Raw genomic sequence first — 15567 nt, 5'->3', positions numbered from 1 at the left:
TTTTAAAAATTGGGAGTTCACTGCTTTTATTTTTGACCTCAAGTGGGTAAGTCCTATAGTAGTAAACGTTGTGATCTCATAAAAATAAAAGAGATCTTAGAGACCGTCCGAAAAGTTCTATAGATGTTGTAAAATTACAATTGGACAATTAGTGTTTATTATCCGGAATCCGTTCATTTGTATCGCAGATTGTAAAAGTTACAGTAAGCATAGCACTTTTCGGATATACTCCTAAATTACACATTAGCGACGTATTATAAATAATTTACACTTTTGTTCTGTTTAAATATAAAAATAAAGGATTCTCTTGTATACTTTCCGTCTGAACTTATTACAGGAATTTAAATCATTATATGAGCTCAAAAACGGTATCTTGTGCCTTTTTTCTCAAAAAAAGCGCATGAAATTATTCGAACAGGAAGAAAAATGTAATTACCGGTGGTCAGTAGATCTCCTTCCTCAAATCAGGTGCAAACAGGCAGAAAGCAGCTACCGGACTAAAGAATATAATATATAAAGCTATTAAATATACGTTGCAGTTTCCATTGTATATTATGCACTTATGAGTTTATCGCTATTGGTTTTATACTTTTGATATTGAATCTTTCAAATCGATTCGAAACCTGTTAATTTTATCAATAGTTATGTCATTGAAGCATTAGTTATATATACTTCATCTCTTTTGTGTAGTTTGAGGGTTGATTGAGTAAATAAGGTGTCAAAAACCCCAGAAGTTACTTAGTAAAAGCTCAGTGAAATTCAGCTAAGTGTCTTGCAGTTATTAACGTGCTACTGGAAGAACTTGAACCATTTGTTTTCACGACCTGTCTATATACAGTGAAATGAAGCAACTGGCAGTATAGGGTATCCCGGAGAATTTTCCTGGATGGTCTTCAAAAGTTCCGAAAAAAGTATGGGTTTGCTTAAGAAGATAATTTCCTTTTTTATTGAAAGCTCCATTTATTTAATAACTTTTTAGAGAACTTTTTTAACTTACTAAACATTTTACACATCCACAATACAGAATCAAGTATCGCGAATTATAGTTAAAGCCTGGACTTGAGAAGTTGGAAGTCCACTGTTTATATTTTTAACCTAATTGAGTAAGTCCTGTAGTATTAAGTCCTGTAGTAGTAAGTCCTGTAGTAGTAAGTCCTGTAGTAGGAAAAGCTGTGATCTCATAAAAATAAAAGAGATCTTAGAGAAATCCGAAAAGTTCTATGGATGTTGTAAAATTACAATTGGACAATTAGTGTTTATTATCCAGAATCCGTTCATTTATGATCGTTGATTGTAGAAGTTACAGTAAATCCATCACTTTTCGGACATTCTCTTAAATTACACATAAGCGAGGTACTATAAATAATTTACACTTTTATTCTGTTTTATTATAAATATAAGAATAATCCTTTGTATAAGTCTTATCCAAATTTTTACTAGTTATTAACTCATGATAGGACTCTAAAAAAGGCATCGTAGGCTCCTTTTAATAAGAAAAGAACATGAAATTATTTGAATAAAAAGTAAAAGAGAGTATCAGTAATTAGTAGAACTTTTACGTTAAAACATGTGTGAAAGGCAGAAAATGGTCACGTAATTGAGGGACAATTGATACAAAACTGTTAAGTAAAGATCATGGTTTTAATCGTATTTTATACTGTTATCGGTTATTGCTGTTGTTTCTGTGCTTATAATACCAAATCCTGAAAATGAGTTCATAGTTTTTAATTTCATCAATAATTATACTCTATAGCGTCAGTTATTTATATCACATCTCTTTTGTGTATTTTGACTGTTAATTGAGTTAAGGGGAGTAAGAAGTCAAAGAAGCTGATCTAAGAAACTTTCCATTTAAGTTTAATATACTTGATTTCTTGTTTACTTCTGATTTTATAGCACATTCAGGATGATGAGAAAGCTATTGCTGAGTTTAAGAGGATTTTAAAACCATGGAAATAGCAATTCTTCCAGTCTTTATTATTTTTAAATTTTAATCCATTTGAATAAAATATATCGATCGATAGATATTTATTACGTACGACATAAGTGTATTTTAATGGTCAACAGAGTTAAGCGCAGGGTATCTTGCTTTCCAAAGGCCACCTATTACAAGCCCAGGGAAATCCCTCTTTGCTGTCTGGAAACTGCCAATCTATCCATAGAAGAGATTGAGGCCATTCGTCTTTGCGACCTTCTCCAGATGGAACAGAACGAGGCTGCTGACAGAATGGGAATATCCCGGAAAACTTTCTGGAGCGACCTCCAGAGGGCACGACAGAAGGTGGCTGATGCTCTTGTCAACGGAAAAGCGATCGAAATTTCCGGAGGAGAATACGTTAATACCGGTGAGTGCAGGATCCATTTTCTTTGCAAAGAATGCGATCATGTGTGGGAAGCAAAGTTTGACCAGTCCCGACCCACAAGCTGCCCGAACTGTGGCTCCAATCTAATTTTCCGACTCGGCGGCGATGGGAAAGGAAAGAGGTTTATTGAGAATGATTACTGTTGCCCTAAAGAAAAGGAAAGCAGCAGGAGTACTGATGAAGGAAGTAAAAAAAAGCGATAATAACTATACCATCGATGAGTGATCCTGGACTGTATTTATCAAGCTTTTTTAAACTCTGAACTCCTTCAAGCTTTTTTTGCTTCCCCCTTTTCCAGAATTCTTTCAAGTTCTTCTTCCAGTTTTTTCCGTCGGATGTCCAGGCGGTCGGTTCTCAGGTTAAGGCTCTGGAGCTGCCTTAAACGTATTTCAGGCTCGGGTTTTTCTTCTGTTTCTTCGATCTGTTTTTTCAGTACTTCGAGTTCGGCTTTTATTTCTCCTGTTTTGTCTTTCAGGAACTCCAGTTTTGTCTTTAAATCGGCTTTTCCATCTTCTTCAGGTATGCTGCTGACCTGCTGTTCAAGTTCTTTTCCCTTCTTTTCCAGTAATTCCAGGAGATACCCGATCTTTCCCAGGATCTCAGCTTCTATCGCTTTATCAAAAATTACTTCTTCTGGTTTCTTTTCGGGGAACTTTTCCGTTTTTCCGACTTCTGCAGGCTCTTCAGGAGGAATGAAGATAGCCCCTTCTTTCAGGACTCTCTGGTTCATGAAAGTGGGTGAGACGATTTCGATGCGGTCTTCATGAAGGGAATCAAGGACAGCCTTTTTAAAATCAGAACGGGCTGTTATCAGGTTTTCCACATTCTTTAAAAGCCCCCCAACCTTGTATGTGACTGAAAAGTCTCCAAGCTCCAGAATGTGCACGAAGGGAGTTTCAAGTCCGGCTTTTTCTGCGGCAAGGAGCAGGTTTTTTTCTATCTTCTGGCGGGGGACATCATAACCCAGGGAAACGCAGGTAGAGATTACGGTGCCTGAAGTCCTGATTGTTTTTAAAGAATTAGAGACCAGTTTGAGGTTTGGGAAAGTTACCAGGTCCCTGTCTATCGACTGGATTTCGGTGTGAAGAATATGGATGTCGGTAACTCTCCCGAAGATGTTCTCACTTTCAATGTAATCCCCAATCCGGAAAGGCTTTATAATTCTTAGCATGATCCCGGACATCGCATTGGCAATAAAAGTCGTGGAGGACAGCGCAACTGCAGCACCGGTGATGATACCGAGCAGGCCGAGAATAGATTCCTTGTACTCTCCTGCAATCGGGAGACTGAACACGACCAGAATAAGGCCAATGCTGAGGATGATAAACTGGATCAGCTGCTTTGCAAATTTGACGTCGGCAAAGGTAAGTTTTGTTTTCGCAAGCAAGCGGTCAACTGCAAAAATCAGAAAAAGAGTAACTGCTGCTGTAATAATACTCACCAGATAATCCCCAAAGATCCAGGATAAATAGCTCAGCTTTTCTCCCCCTTAATATTGCCTTTTCTCACTATCTTTATGACTTTATCCAGCTGTTCTTTTCTATTTTCTTTAAATTAATTCTTTTCTCATAAATAGTGGCCAGAGTTTTATTCGTTTCTCTTTAAAATACCATCTCATGTGCAGGTAAACAGTACTGTCTATTGATTGCAGCAGATCTTCCCGGCAAAGGATCAATTTTTGACTTCCCATAAAACTTTTTCAATATCAACTTATAAAACCTGCTTAAAGGAAGTGCTTTTAATCCTTCAGGATAAATTACTAAGGCAGGTGAACTGTATGAGAATAGCAGTATGCGGAAAAGGAGGAAGCGGAAAGAGCACGATTTCTGCTCTCCTGGCAAAGCAGATGGCAAAAAAGAAAAATGTGCTTGTGCTTGATATTGACGAGTCCAATTACGGGCTGCACAGCCAGCTCGGATTGAAACCTCCTCGGGACCTTATGGAATATTTCGGAGGAAAGAAGGGCTTTAAGGAAAAACAGAGGGAAGCTCCGAAAAAAACGCAGTTCTGGGGGCTTGCAGCTAACGGGGAAACCTCCGGGCAGAAAGTGCAGCAGCAGTCCAGATTTTTCGATAAAAGATGGAATTTCTCCGACCTGCCTCCGGAATTTGTGGAGGAAAAAGGTAATTTGAAGCTCATGGCTGTTGGCAAGATCCATAATTATGGAGAAGGCTGTGCCTGCCCTATGGGGACACTGACGAGGGAGTTTCTTGAAAACCTTGACCTCGGGAAAGACGATATTGTTATCGTGGATACCGAAGCCGGAACCGAGCATTTCGGGCGCGGGGTTGATAAGGACTTTGACCTCATCCTTGTAGTCATTGATCCTTCATACGAATCCCTCAAGCTTTCCAAGAAGTTCGATGAATTTGGTGCGCAGTGCGGTTGCAGCGTCTACTTCGTACTCAACAAAGTCGAGCCGGATATAAGGGAAGAAATGCTGGATTCAGTCAATTGCGTTAATGTCCTGGCTGAAATTCCCGCAAAAAGGGAACTTTTCAAAGCATCACTTAAAGGTGAAGAACTCGACCTCGAGCTTGAAGAGATTAAAAAACTTGCTGAGTTTCTGGATAAAGCACGTTCACTGGATAATTGATTCAATCCATTCGTTAAACTATATTACGGTGGTTAAGAGGGATTTTCTGATTTTCAGCTCTTTTTAACGTCCTCTATTTATTTAAAAAATGTTTTCTAAATTTATTTTACTTCATTTCATTTTACTTCATTTCATTTTACTTCATTTCATTTTACTTCATTTCATTTTACTTCATTTCATTTTACTTCATTTCATTTTTTATTTTATATGTCTAAATTTTTTACTATTTATTATTTTCAATCTGTGTATGAATGTTTATTAATTTTTATTGTTCTCTTTCTGGCTCATAGAGAATGTTTTTTGTGTTTCCTAGTTCTGAAGGAGATATTTTTCTGATTATCATTTGGAAGTATATCAGCTATCATTTGGAAATATATCAGCTATCGTTTGGAAATATATCGATTATTATCCGGAAGTATATCTGTGATTATCCGAAAGTATATTATTGATCGTGTTATTTTGAGTAATACAAAAGTTTTACCTGGTGTGCGGATAGCAGGTTTTATCTGCCTGATCTGCTTTATGACTTCAAATTTATTGATTCGGATTGATATATAATTATTTTCAAACTGATATTTAATTTAATTAGTTGTGTTTTTCTCATCTAAACACTGGAGACAGTTATTATGACGATGCGTGAGTATATGCTTGGAAACGTAGCTATTGCCCGTGGGCTTCTTGAAGGAGGCGTGCAGGTCATTGCAGGCTATCCCGGTACCCCTTCTTCGGAGATTATAGACACGCTTGCTTCCCGCGAAGACCGCGATTATCACATAGAATGGTCGGTTAACGAAAAGGTTGCAATGGAAGTCGCAGTCGGAGCTGCCTGGACAGGCGTCAGGTCTGTCGTAACAATGAAGCACGTCGGGTTAAATGTTGCAGCCGACCCTTTTATGACCCTTGCCTATGCAGGTACAAAAGGCGGGCTGATCGCAATTGTCGCCGATGACCCTTCCTGCCACTCCTCCCAGAACGAGCAGGATACAAGGCGCTATGCCCAGTTTGCTCTTGTGCCCTGTTTTGACCCTTCAACCCCCCAGGAAGCCAAAGATATGCTTCCCTATGCTTTTGAGTTTTCGGAAAAGTTCGAAATCCCTGTTATTTTCAGGCCCACTACCCGGATCTCACATGGAAAGTCGGATATCGAGCTGGGAGAAATCCCTGCAGAAAAGGCGGTTCCACACTTTGAAAAACTGCTTGACCGCTGGGTAATGCTTCCCAAGAATGCCCGCCCCCGCCACACTCATATCCTTTCTATCCAGCAGGCAATGGAAGACGAACTTGCAGAGTCTCCCTGGAATTCCCTTGAAATTAAACCCGGGGCAAAGATGGGAGTAATAGGTTCAGGAATCGCATCCGTTTATGCAAAAGAAGCCCTTCGGGAACTCGGGCTTGAAGCTTCTTTCCTGAAAATAGGGACCTATCCTGTCCCGAGAAAGCTTATCCTGGAACTGCTAAGCACAGTTGACACGGTCCTCATTTTTGAAGAGCTCGAACCGGTTGTTGAAGAACAGGTAAGAATACTTGCCCAGGAAGCCGGGCTTGAAGTTTCCGTTCTCGGAAAAGAAGGGGGTTTTGTTTCGCGGGAAGGGGAACTGGATGTTAGCGCCTTCCTTGAAGCCCTCAGGAAAGCTTTTGACCTGGATATAGAGCCCGACTCCGGAAAAGTCCCCCTTGAACTTGCCCCGCGTCCGCCTTCTCTCTGTGCAGGGTGTTCCCACAGGGCGACCTTTTATTCCATGAAAAAAGTTTTCGGAAAGGACGCTATCTACCCAAGTGACATTGGCTGCTATACTCTTGGGATCCAGAGCGGGACAGTTGAGACCACGCTCTGCATGGGTTCAAGCATAAGCATTGCATCGGGGCTTTACCATGCAGGAGAAAAGCGCCCCATCTGCTGTTCTATAGGGGACTCGACTTTTTTCCATACAGGCATGAATTCTCTCCTGAATGCGGTCTTCAATAAAGCCAATATTACGGTCACCATCCTTGATAACCGCATAACTGCAATGACAGGCCATCAGCCAAATCCGGGAGTCGGCTTTACGGTCACAGGAGAGCCTACAGTCGAGGTTTCACTTGCCGAACTCTGCAAAGCAATGGGTGCAGGGTTTGTAACTGTAGTTGACCCTTACAATCTTGAAGAGACCCAGGAAGCTTTCAAAGCCGCAAAGGAATTTGAAGGGACAGCCGTGGTCATTGCAAAACAGCCCTGCGTAATCTCCGGAAAAAGGGCAGGGATCAAAAGAGTCCCTTATATCGTTGACCCTGAAAAGTGTGAAGGCTGCAAGCAGTGTGTTAAATTCGGCTGCCCGGCAATTGAGTTTGACGAAGAAAATAAGTGCGCTGTAATCACTTCCCTGTGCAGCGGGTGTGGAGTCTGTGCGCAGATATGCAAATTTGATGCTATCCGGGAGGTGAAGAGATGAGCGAAAGAGCAGGAGAGAAGAAACTCGACCTCCTTATCACAGGGGTCGGCGGTCAGGGAGCAATCCTTGCCTCGGATATCATTGGAAAAGCTGCAGTCATTTCAGGCATCCCTATCAGAGCAGCCGAGACTCACGGCATGGCACAGCGTGGAGGTTCGGTTGTAAACCACATCAGGCTGGGCTCTGACCTGGGCTCAATGATCCCTAAAAAGGGTGCGGATATCATGCTTGCCCTTGAGCCAATGGAAGCTGTCCGGTATCTTGATTTCCTGAAGGACGGCGGAGTAATTATAGTAAACACACAGCCAATTATTCCCGTCACTGTGACCTCGGGCCTTTCAAAGTACCCTGAGGTTCAGGAAATCCTTGATGCCCTTTCTGAAAAATATGTTGTTAAAGCCTTTAATGCAGACGAACTGGCTCATGAAGCCGGGAGCAGGCTTGCAATGAATGTGGCAATGGTCGGGGCAGTTTCCGGCTACCTGCCCATTTCGAAAGAAGTTCTGCTTGAGAGTGTTAAAGCCCTTGTGCCAAAGAAGACGATTGAGATTAATATCAGGGCTTTTGAGATGGGAAGGAGAAAAGTAGAGGAAAGTTAAATAGAGGAAAGTAAAAGCTTTCCTTTTCTCTTACAAACAGTTAAGTTGCTATTTTCCCTGTTTTTTAGTTTTTTACCTTTTTATTTTTATTTTTTAATTTTGATTTTAATCCGCCGGCGCTTCAACCTTTTTTTTCCTGTTCAGGACTGACTTTAACGCCAGTACAAAAAGAATCACAAAAATCTGTGCAAGCAACAGCCCTATGAGATTTGAAACTGCGTCTTCAACACTTGCTGTCCGATACGGAAGAAAGCTCTGGAATATTTCGTTCAGTATGCCGTAAACAGTTCCCATAAATACTGCAAAGGCGGCCGAGTTTCTTACCATCCCTGGATTTTTTGAACTCAAGAATACAAAATATAGCAGCACTCCAAATCCAAAGTAAATACCTATATGCCCGGGGTCTAAGGATGCTTTCTGGACAGCGTGCAGGCAGTCAATCATAAATTTAGATATGGAAGACATGTCGTTGGCAACTAGGAAGTTTCTAAGCGGGTATCCAAGGTCCATTTTGAGAAAGCGCTTGATATCTCCCACGCCGGAGCTAACTGACAGGTAAAAAACCATTATTGCATATAAAACTGTAATTATAATAAAAAAGCGAGATTTTTCAGGTTTTTTCATTTTATCTTTAAGGTTTATCACATGAAGAGCATTTAAATTCTTTGTTTTAACAACCGGTTAACAATAAAATTCGAGAAATAATTCTTATTCATTTTATGAGCTCTCTCGGTGGTATTCAGAGCTATTTATGCTGTTTTTCCTGAAAAGGAGGTTTAATTTTAATTAACCCGGAACTACCATCATGACACTTCATGTATATTCCGGGATAATTTATGATCAATATTTTCGATAAGTATTTCTATATTTATGTTTTTAATGTTTTAAACCAAATACAGCCTTTATTTTCGTGTCAGGTAAAATATGAAACGTACTGGTGAGGGTAAGTAAAAAATGATATTCAGTTCCGCTTCGTTTATTCAAAATATTATGCTTACAAGCAATTTTCTTGTCCCGCTGATAGTAACTGCAGCTGCAATGCCATACTTTATCCGGAAGCTGACCGAAAATAATATTGTAGCAAAGGATGTTTACAAAAAAGGCACGCCGACAATTGCAGACCGCGGAGGGACTGCAATTTTGCTGATCGCAATGCTTTCCCTTTCCATGAACTCTCTTTTTTTTAAGTTCACGTCCACAAACTATGTTGCGATGATTGTCATTGCGCTTTTCGGGCTGTTTGGCGTCCTTGATGATATGATCAACATCGGCAGATCTTCAAAGCTGCTGATTATGTATTACTGTTCCTATCCGCTTATCCAGTACGCGACTCATACTGCGGTCACCCTTCCCAGTGTTGGAGACCTGGAACTTGGAATCCTTTATCTCCAGTTCATAGTCCCTACCTATGTTCTGGTCGCATCAAACCTTGTTAATATGCACTCCGGGTTTAACGGGCTTTCTTCAGGACTGGCTATACTTGTGCTTGTTTCGCTGATCATAAAGTCGGTTTTGATTAGTGACGTTGAGAATATAATATCCGTTGTTGCCATTACAGGAGCTACAATTGGTTTTTACCTTTACGAACAGTATCCAGCCAGGATTTTCTGGGGAAATGTCGGGTCACTTACCGTAGGGGCAGCTATCGGGACGATTATCGTCATCCAGGGCTTCATCATAAGCGGTTTTATTATGCTGATCCCACATACGGTTAATTTCCTTATGTATGTTTACTGGAAAATTAAAAAATATCCGCATGTCAAGTTCGGAAAAGTCAGGGAAGACGGCACCCTGGAAGTCCCAAACCCTCTTACTCTTAAATGGGTCCTGCCTTACTACTACAGGGTAACTGAAAAGCAGGCAACTTATGCAATGTTTTTGTTGACCTCTGTTTTCTGTATTATGGGGATTGTACTTCCGGGAAGGGTGTAAATGGTTAAAAATTAGATCGTCTTAAAATTTTAAAATTCTAGAAAAAACAGGGTATTTCAAAAGTGAAAATTTGAAAATCTGAAGAATTAGATCTTCAGATTCAACCCAGAATGCCTTCAATCAGTTTCCCCAGCAGTCCCCTTGGTTTTTTCGCCTCCGAATCCGAGATTGTAATACCTGTATTTACCAGTCTTACATCCACAGGCTTTGATGCGGAGCTGCTTATAGTTACGTTTTTCAGATAAAACTGAGAAGTGCCCTGCACCCCGGTGTTTGCTTTCAGGGTTATGGTTGCAAAGGTCTCAGGAGTTGAGACACTTGAACTCCCAAGGACACAGCCGTAAATATTACTGAACCTTCCGTTTCCGGTCTGCCCGGGGCTGAAAAATGTTTTCTGACCGCTCTGGCTGAACAGGTTGCCTTCAGTCACATCTGCTGCCTGGAATAATGAACCGTCATATTCAAGGTCGAACTGTATGCCTGAGATCTGAGTATCCGGAGTTACGACGACATTCAATGTGATATTTTCCCCTGCATAGACACTTTTAGATGACGGCTGAAGTGTTACTTTTGATGCAGCTGCTGCAGTTGAACTCAAGAAGGCAAGAATTGCTATTAGTGCAATTAGACTGACTATACTTTTACTGACTATACTTTTTCTCATTTATCCCACTCCCATCTTGTTTTTCTAAAAGGTTACGATTTGATTTTTTTAATCCTTTTAATCAGGTTACTTCATGATTTACGACTTAATATTTTTGTCAAGCATCCGGGTCGATGGTTTCCCCTCCCAGTTTTCCATCGAAATGCAAAATAGCGGATAAGCACAGGTTATTACGCCTGTGCCTGTCTGTTTCATTCTACCTTTTCCCCGAAATGGTGTCCTACCAGAGTGAGGTCCAGTATGTTTATCTCTCCATCCTGATTTGTGTCGTAGCGTGGGTATGGCTTGCTAACGGTTGTTTCGTATTCCCTGCTTACGTTTGTTATGTCCAGAATATTTACCACGCCATCTTCATTTACGTCGTAGCGTGGGTGGCAGTCGGTTATGGAGATTATGTGCTGCATTTTGGCTTCATCAATGCCGTCGCTTACCGATATTTCTATGGTGTGGTTTCCACTGCTGGAATAGTCTGTTTCCCAGATATAGGCGGGATCGGAGCTGTACATTACTCCATCGATTTTGATAGAGTAGTTCAGTGCCTGCTTTTCCGCATCGGTTGCGTTTACTGAAATCCCGATCCTTTCCCCTTCGCTGAAGGACGAGCCGTTAATGGGTTCGAAGAAATTAATGACTGGAGGATTATTCAGTTTGTTTACTGTCACAGTGACATTCTCAAAATCTGTGAGGTACCCATCACTTACCTTGAAGGTGATCGTGTAAACTCCAGCCTGCCCTACAGCCGGCGTCCAGGCAAATGCTCCGGATGTTCTGTTGAAGCTTGAACCTTCAGGAAGCCCTGATGCTGAAAGGATGAGCCTGTCTCCGTCTGCGTCTTTAGCGCTTATTTTGAAAGCCAGGTTACTCTTCTCATCAACTGATTTCGGGCAGCAGATAGGGTCTATTGCCGGAGCAGTGTCTATCAGCACGGTCGCATTTGTAACAGTATACGGAACGGATTTTGAATTTATGTCGCTGATGAGCACGTTCGATAGGCTGAATTTTGCTATACCTGTCCTGTTTCCTGCAGTCAGGTTGACAGTTGCAAAAGTTCCGGGTGAAGATACGTTTGATGTGCCTATTATGAGGCCGTAAATATGCTTGATTATCCCTTCACTGCTGTTAATATCTCCCTCGTTGAAAAAAGTAGACGCTCCCTTCTGTTTGAAGAGATCTCCTTCGATTACACTGTTTGCTGATGCCATTGAGCTGTTGAATTCGAAGTCAAGCTGTGTGCCGATGATTGGGGCTGAGGGATCAACAGTTATATCCAGACCAAAAGATTGTTTCGGCTTAACGATCTGGTATTCAGGAGCTATTGCGATTATTGATTCGGTACTCTCTTCATCGTTTTTCTTTTCTTCAACTACGTTCACAGTCCAGGTATGTGATACGGGTTCCTCGCTTCCGGCCCCTTTGAATGTTACATCATGAGTGCCTGCTGTGCTCCAGCACCTGGTCATGGAAGTTGTGTTGTTCTGGATCGGATATCCATTAATGTACCATTCTTTTGTTGTGAAGACATCCGGGCTGACGCTGAAAAGAGTTTTTTCGCTTACGTTCAGGGTAATCTCCGAGTCCGAAGGTGAGAATTGAATTTCCTGAGCTGGGTTATCATCCGGGACTGAAGGTTCATCGGGACTTTCACCCAGCGGCCAGATATGGTTGACAGTACCATTGGAATTGGACCCTATGAATTCAATTGTAGTATTCCTGTCTGTTACAGTCCATGTATAATTAAGGGATCCTTTGAGAACAGATGATCCATTAACACGCCATTCCATACTGGTTAGAGGTTCATCAGTCCAGATCCTGAAGTTTTTCTTCTCTCCTGAGTTGAATGGGTTTTCTTTAGCTGGTGCAAAACCGGTTATGTGTGGGCCCGTTGAGTTATCTGGAATTATTGCTGTGATGGTGTACGTACTTAAGGAAGGGTTTTGCCTGTACCAAGTTGGATCTGGGTTCACGCCTTGGAGGTAGACCGATTTTGAATCCGGAGATCTTATCGCAAAGTCATATTCTATTGATTCTTTCGATATTTTTCCTGTTTCGTTTGTTAACACATAATCGGTAAGAACTACTGAATTATTCACGTTTTCAGATGGCAAAGAAGTTCTACCATCTGTATTTGTAGTAGCAGAAATTAAAGGTTGTGCGTTATACCAGCGTACATATGACCCGCCTGAATATGTAATATTTTGAATATTTCCTACTAAAGTTCCGTTTTCATCATAGTATCCCGGTGCATAATCAGATGCACCCCCTTGCCCTGGGCCATATCCATCTGAAATGTACCAATCCCATTTATGCAGATTTTCAGCTTCATATTCTTCATTTGAAGCATTTGGGGTAATTACTGCATTTCGTATGAGATTTCCTGATGCATCTTTTACAACTATATCAGCATAATATTTTGTTTCAAGTTTTGAATGGTTTGTTTCTACGTTTAATTTACTCTCATTGAATTTGCAGTTTAGAAGTGAGAAATCTGAATGTTCTGTAAGATTCCAATAATGGACGAAATATACCATCTTGTATGCTTTTTTTGTGCTGATATCGACACCTGACAAATCACAATTTTTTACAGTTGTAGAATTGAATATCCATTCGCCGCCAACTACTTTCAGATCAATGTCTGATTTAGGGTTTACAAAAGATATGTTATTAATCATGAAATTTGCCAGATCGTTTCTTGGAACTATCCATAATGCTTTTTCACCTTTTGATTGATTTTTTGCATTATTATGTCCGTAATATGATCCACGTAATGTGTAATCTCCATAATCGCTACTACTATGATTAGAAAACACTACATTGTTTAGTACAATTTCAGAAGCACCATCAAGGAATAAATTACAAGTATTATTTATCATAGAATTTTGTATAATAAAACGACCACCAAAATCATATATGGAATTTTTTCTTTCATAATACAACGATGATGTTCTGTCTGTTTCGCTTTTAGTAATGTTCGGGTTGAATACACTAACGGTTGCTGCGCTTGCTAGATTCCACCTAATCGGATTATTGCCAATCGTGGAAATTGTAGAATTTTCAACATTGAAAGTTGAATGTATCATTAGATTTATATCAAGCGAATTAGTAGACGTGTCGAATAGTAATGTTTCATCCGTAATATTTAATTTGCCACCTGCTTCGATGAAAAGATTTGTTTTTATTATTGCTGTATTTGTAACGGTGTCATAAGTCATAAGGCTGTCATTATTTATTGAATCTGAAATTGATTCCAATGTAAGATTCTGGCCAAAAGCTATGATACCGTTTTCCTCAACTGGGTTTAAGAATCCATCAGATGGATTTGCTACACACCACCATTTTGGATATGAGCCATAGCTGATTCTTGAATTTGGGTAAAGATATTTGTCTTTATAAACTTCTATGCAGTCCATTTCAAGAAGATTGTTCGCAGTCATTGTTAATGTTATTGCGTTTGAAAATGCATCCGCGAAATGTTGATAATTACCTGGAATTTGAACTCCATTATCCCATGCACTCCACCAATCATCACAGGTATGTATAAGTGTGATTTCTTTCCATTGAGCATCATCCGTTCTCCAAAAATGCATTGAAGGAGCTTGTCCTATCCACCTTCTTGAAATTGGTATGTAGCTTTTCTCCGATATTTCGCCATTTAATATAGCATAATAATCATGGAACCCGTTTCCATCCGGTACATAATTCCAATTTCCATACTCTCCGAGTACTTTGAAGTATACTACATCAACACATCCAGGATTTCTAATCTTGAATTTAAATGTGCCATATGTAATGTCAAAATTGTTATCTATAAGCATGGTTGTTCCAGAAGAAGAGCTTGACCCTGTAAGGAAACCTTTTGAAATGTAATTATTGCTTGTAGTATAAAAAGGCGGATATCTTCCCCAAGGATCAGCAGCGAATCCAGGTCTAAATGTATTATTCAGATCGCTAAAATATTCTATGTAGTCAGGGGCTTCTGACTCAGGTAATGAAGAAATTAGCCATTCTTTGTATATACTCGTCCCATTTGTATAAGTGGCATTTACCCAAATTTCCCAGATACCCGTAGAGGGCTGTCTTTCATCATAAGCTGGAACTATAAAATCAAAATATGATGATGTCGCAGGCTGATCTGTTTTATTTAGTTGCCATTGATAAGTAGTTATATTTTCTGAATCCGGAGGAGTTATCGAGAATCTGATACAGTCGTCGGTATTAACTAGGAATGTGCGGTTAGTATCATTCGTTTTATTATTGAAAATTATATCTGTGTATGGAGAGGGTTCAGTTTTTAAATAAGGAGTATTTGCTAAAGCTTCTGATGAATTGTACGTGTGCCGACTTGCATACTGTGACTTTAACTCAAACGAGTAATACCCAGGCTCCGACACTACAGAACTAACATCAATTGTGTACCAAGTGTTTGTCGTTGGCATTGGGATTTCAGATAATCGTGTAGGGTATTCCACACTTGGGGGATTATTCCAGGTCACTCCGCTTTCATTCCAATCAGGAGAGGTTGCATATACATATGCATTACCAGTTGCCTCAGTACAATATAGATTAAGTTTGGCTGAACTTACGTAAGTAGGAACATAAAATTTTAGATATGTACTTTTCTCGTTATACTTAGTTTCCAAATATGGAGAATTTCCATAGTTTGTGGTAGCATAGTTACTGTATGTGTTCGAATCTTCAGTTGGAGCTAAGTCTATATATTGAGCATTACATGGATAAATAAAAAATAAAGTTATAATACAAAGTATAATTAAATGTTTAGCTTTGAACATGCTCTCCCCCCCTTCTTAGACATCTTTAAAACTAAACTTTTTAATCTTTTCTATTAAGATGTCTGCAGAAAATCATAACTATGTTGCTTGGCAATATTACAATTTTTGTGTAAAATTACAAATTTTAAGAGATTTTTGAGTCCAGAATCCGAGATAAGTAGATCAGTTTTACAACAGTATTCAAAAATTTGCTGTAA

9 protein-coding genes are annotated in these 15567 nt (G+C 40.0%); 5 read left to right on the top strand and 4 right to left on the bottom strand.

Annotated elements, in window-relative coordinates; all coding sequences use genetic code 11:
* The first annotated feature begins 2056 nt into the window (after nucleotides 1-2056).
* Nucleotides 2057-2566, top strand: a complete 510-nt coding sequence (locus tag MSMAS_RS19965; RefSeq protein ID WP_048045897.1) for a DUF134 domain-containing protein — start codon at nucleotides 2057-2059, stop codon at nucleotides 2564-2566.
* Between the two features lie 65 nt (nucleotides 2567-2631).
* On the opposite strand, the gene MSMAS_RS13810 is transcribed toward MSMAS_RS19965, so the two are convergent.
* Complete coding sequence (locus MSMAS_RS13810) at nucleotides 2632-3804, bottom strand: mechanosensitive ion channel family protein (protein ID WP_011034022.1); 1173 nt, start codon at nucleotides 3802-3804, stop codon at nucleotides 2632-2634.
* A 336-nt stretch (nucleotides 3805-4140) separates the two neighbouring features.
* On the opposite strand from MSMAS_RS13810, the gene MSMAS_RS13805 reads away from it, so the two are divergent.
* The 3 genes from MSMAS_RS13805 (at nucleotide 4141) to MSMAS_RS13795 (ending at nucleotide 7987) form a co-directional block, all read left to right on the top strand.
* A complete protein-coding gene (locus tag MSMAS_RS13805; protein ID WP_048041336.1) occupies nucleotides 4141-4959 on the top strand; it encodes an ATP-binding protein in 819 nt (272 codons plus the stop codon).
* 626 nt (nucleotides 4960-5585) lie between these two features.
* Complete coding sequence (iorA, locus tag MSMAS_RS13800; protein ID WP_048040974.1) at nucleotides 5586-7388, top strand: indolepyruvate ferredoxin oxidoreductase subunit alpha; 1803 nt, start codon at nucleotides 5586-5588, stop codon at nucleotides 7386-7388.
* Nucleotides 7385-7987, top strand: a complete 603-nt coding sequence (locus tag MSMAS_RS13795; RefSeq protein WP_048043926.1) for an indolepyruvate oxidoreductase subunit beta — start codon at nucleotides 7385-7387, stop codon at nucleotides 7985-7987. The genes iorA and MSMAS_RS13795 overlap by 4 nt, the downstream gene beginning before the upstream one ends.
* Nucleotides 7988-8092: 105 nt before the next feature.
* On the opposite strand, the gene MSMAS_RS13790 is transcribed toward MSMAS_RS13795, so the two are convergent.
* Nucleotides 8093-8611 carry a VanZ family protein gene (locus tag MSMAS_RS13790; RefSeq protein ID WP_155395381.1) on the bottom strand — a complete coding sequence of 173 codons (519 nt, stop codon included), beginning with the start codon at nucleotides 8609-8611 and terminating at the stop codon, nucleotides 8093-8095.
* 330 nt (nucleotides 8612-8941) lie between these two features.
* On the opposite strand from MSMAS_RS13790, the gene MSMAS_RS13785 reads away from it, so the two are divergent.
* Nucleotides 8942-9919 carry an MraY family glycosyltransferase gene (locus tag MSMAS_RS13785; protein ID WP_048043824.1) on the top strand — a complete coding sequence of 326 codons (978 nt, stop codon included), beginning with the start codon at nucleotides 8942-8944 and terminating at the stop codon, nucleotides 9917-9919.
* Nucleotides 9920-10019: 100 nt separating this feature from the next.
* Here MSMAS_RS13785 and MSMAS_RS13780 read toward each other — a convergent pair whose 3' ends face one another.
* Both MSMAS_RS13780 and MSMAS_RS18995 read right to left on the bottom strand, forming a co-directional pair.
* Nucleotides 10020-10583, bottom strand: a complete 564-nt coding sequence (locus MSMAS_RS13780; protein WP_048043814.1) for a cohesin domain-containing protein — start codon at nucleotides 10581-10583, stop codon at nucleotides 10020-10022.
* A gap of 191 nt (nucleotides 10584-10774) precedes the next feature.
* A complete protein-coding gene (locus tag MSMAS_RS18995; RefSeq protein ID WP_155395380.1) occupies nucleotides 10775-15370 on the bottom strand; it encodes a CBM96 family carbohydrate-binding protein in 4596 nt (1531 codons plus the stop codon).
* Nucleotides 15371-15567: the final 197 nt, after the last annotated feature.

It is taken from the genome of Methanosarcina mazei S-6 (assembly GCF_000970205.1).
Classification (GTDB): domain Archaea; phylum Halobacteriota; class Methanosarcinia; order Methanosarcinales; family Methanosarcinaceae; genus Methanosarcina; species Methanosarcina mazei.
Note: the sequence above shows the minus strand (reverse complement) of the source record. Positions and strands in the feature narration are given on the sequence as shown.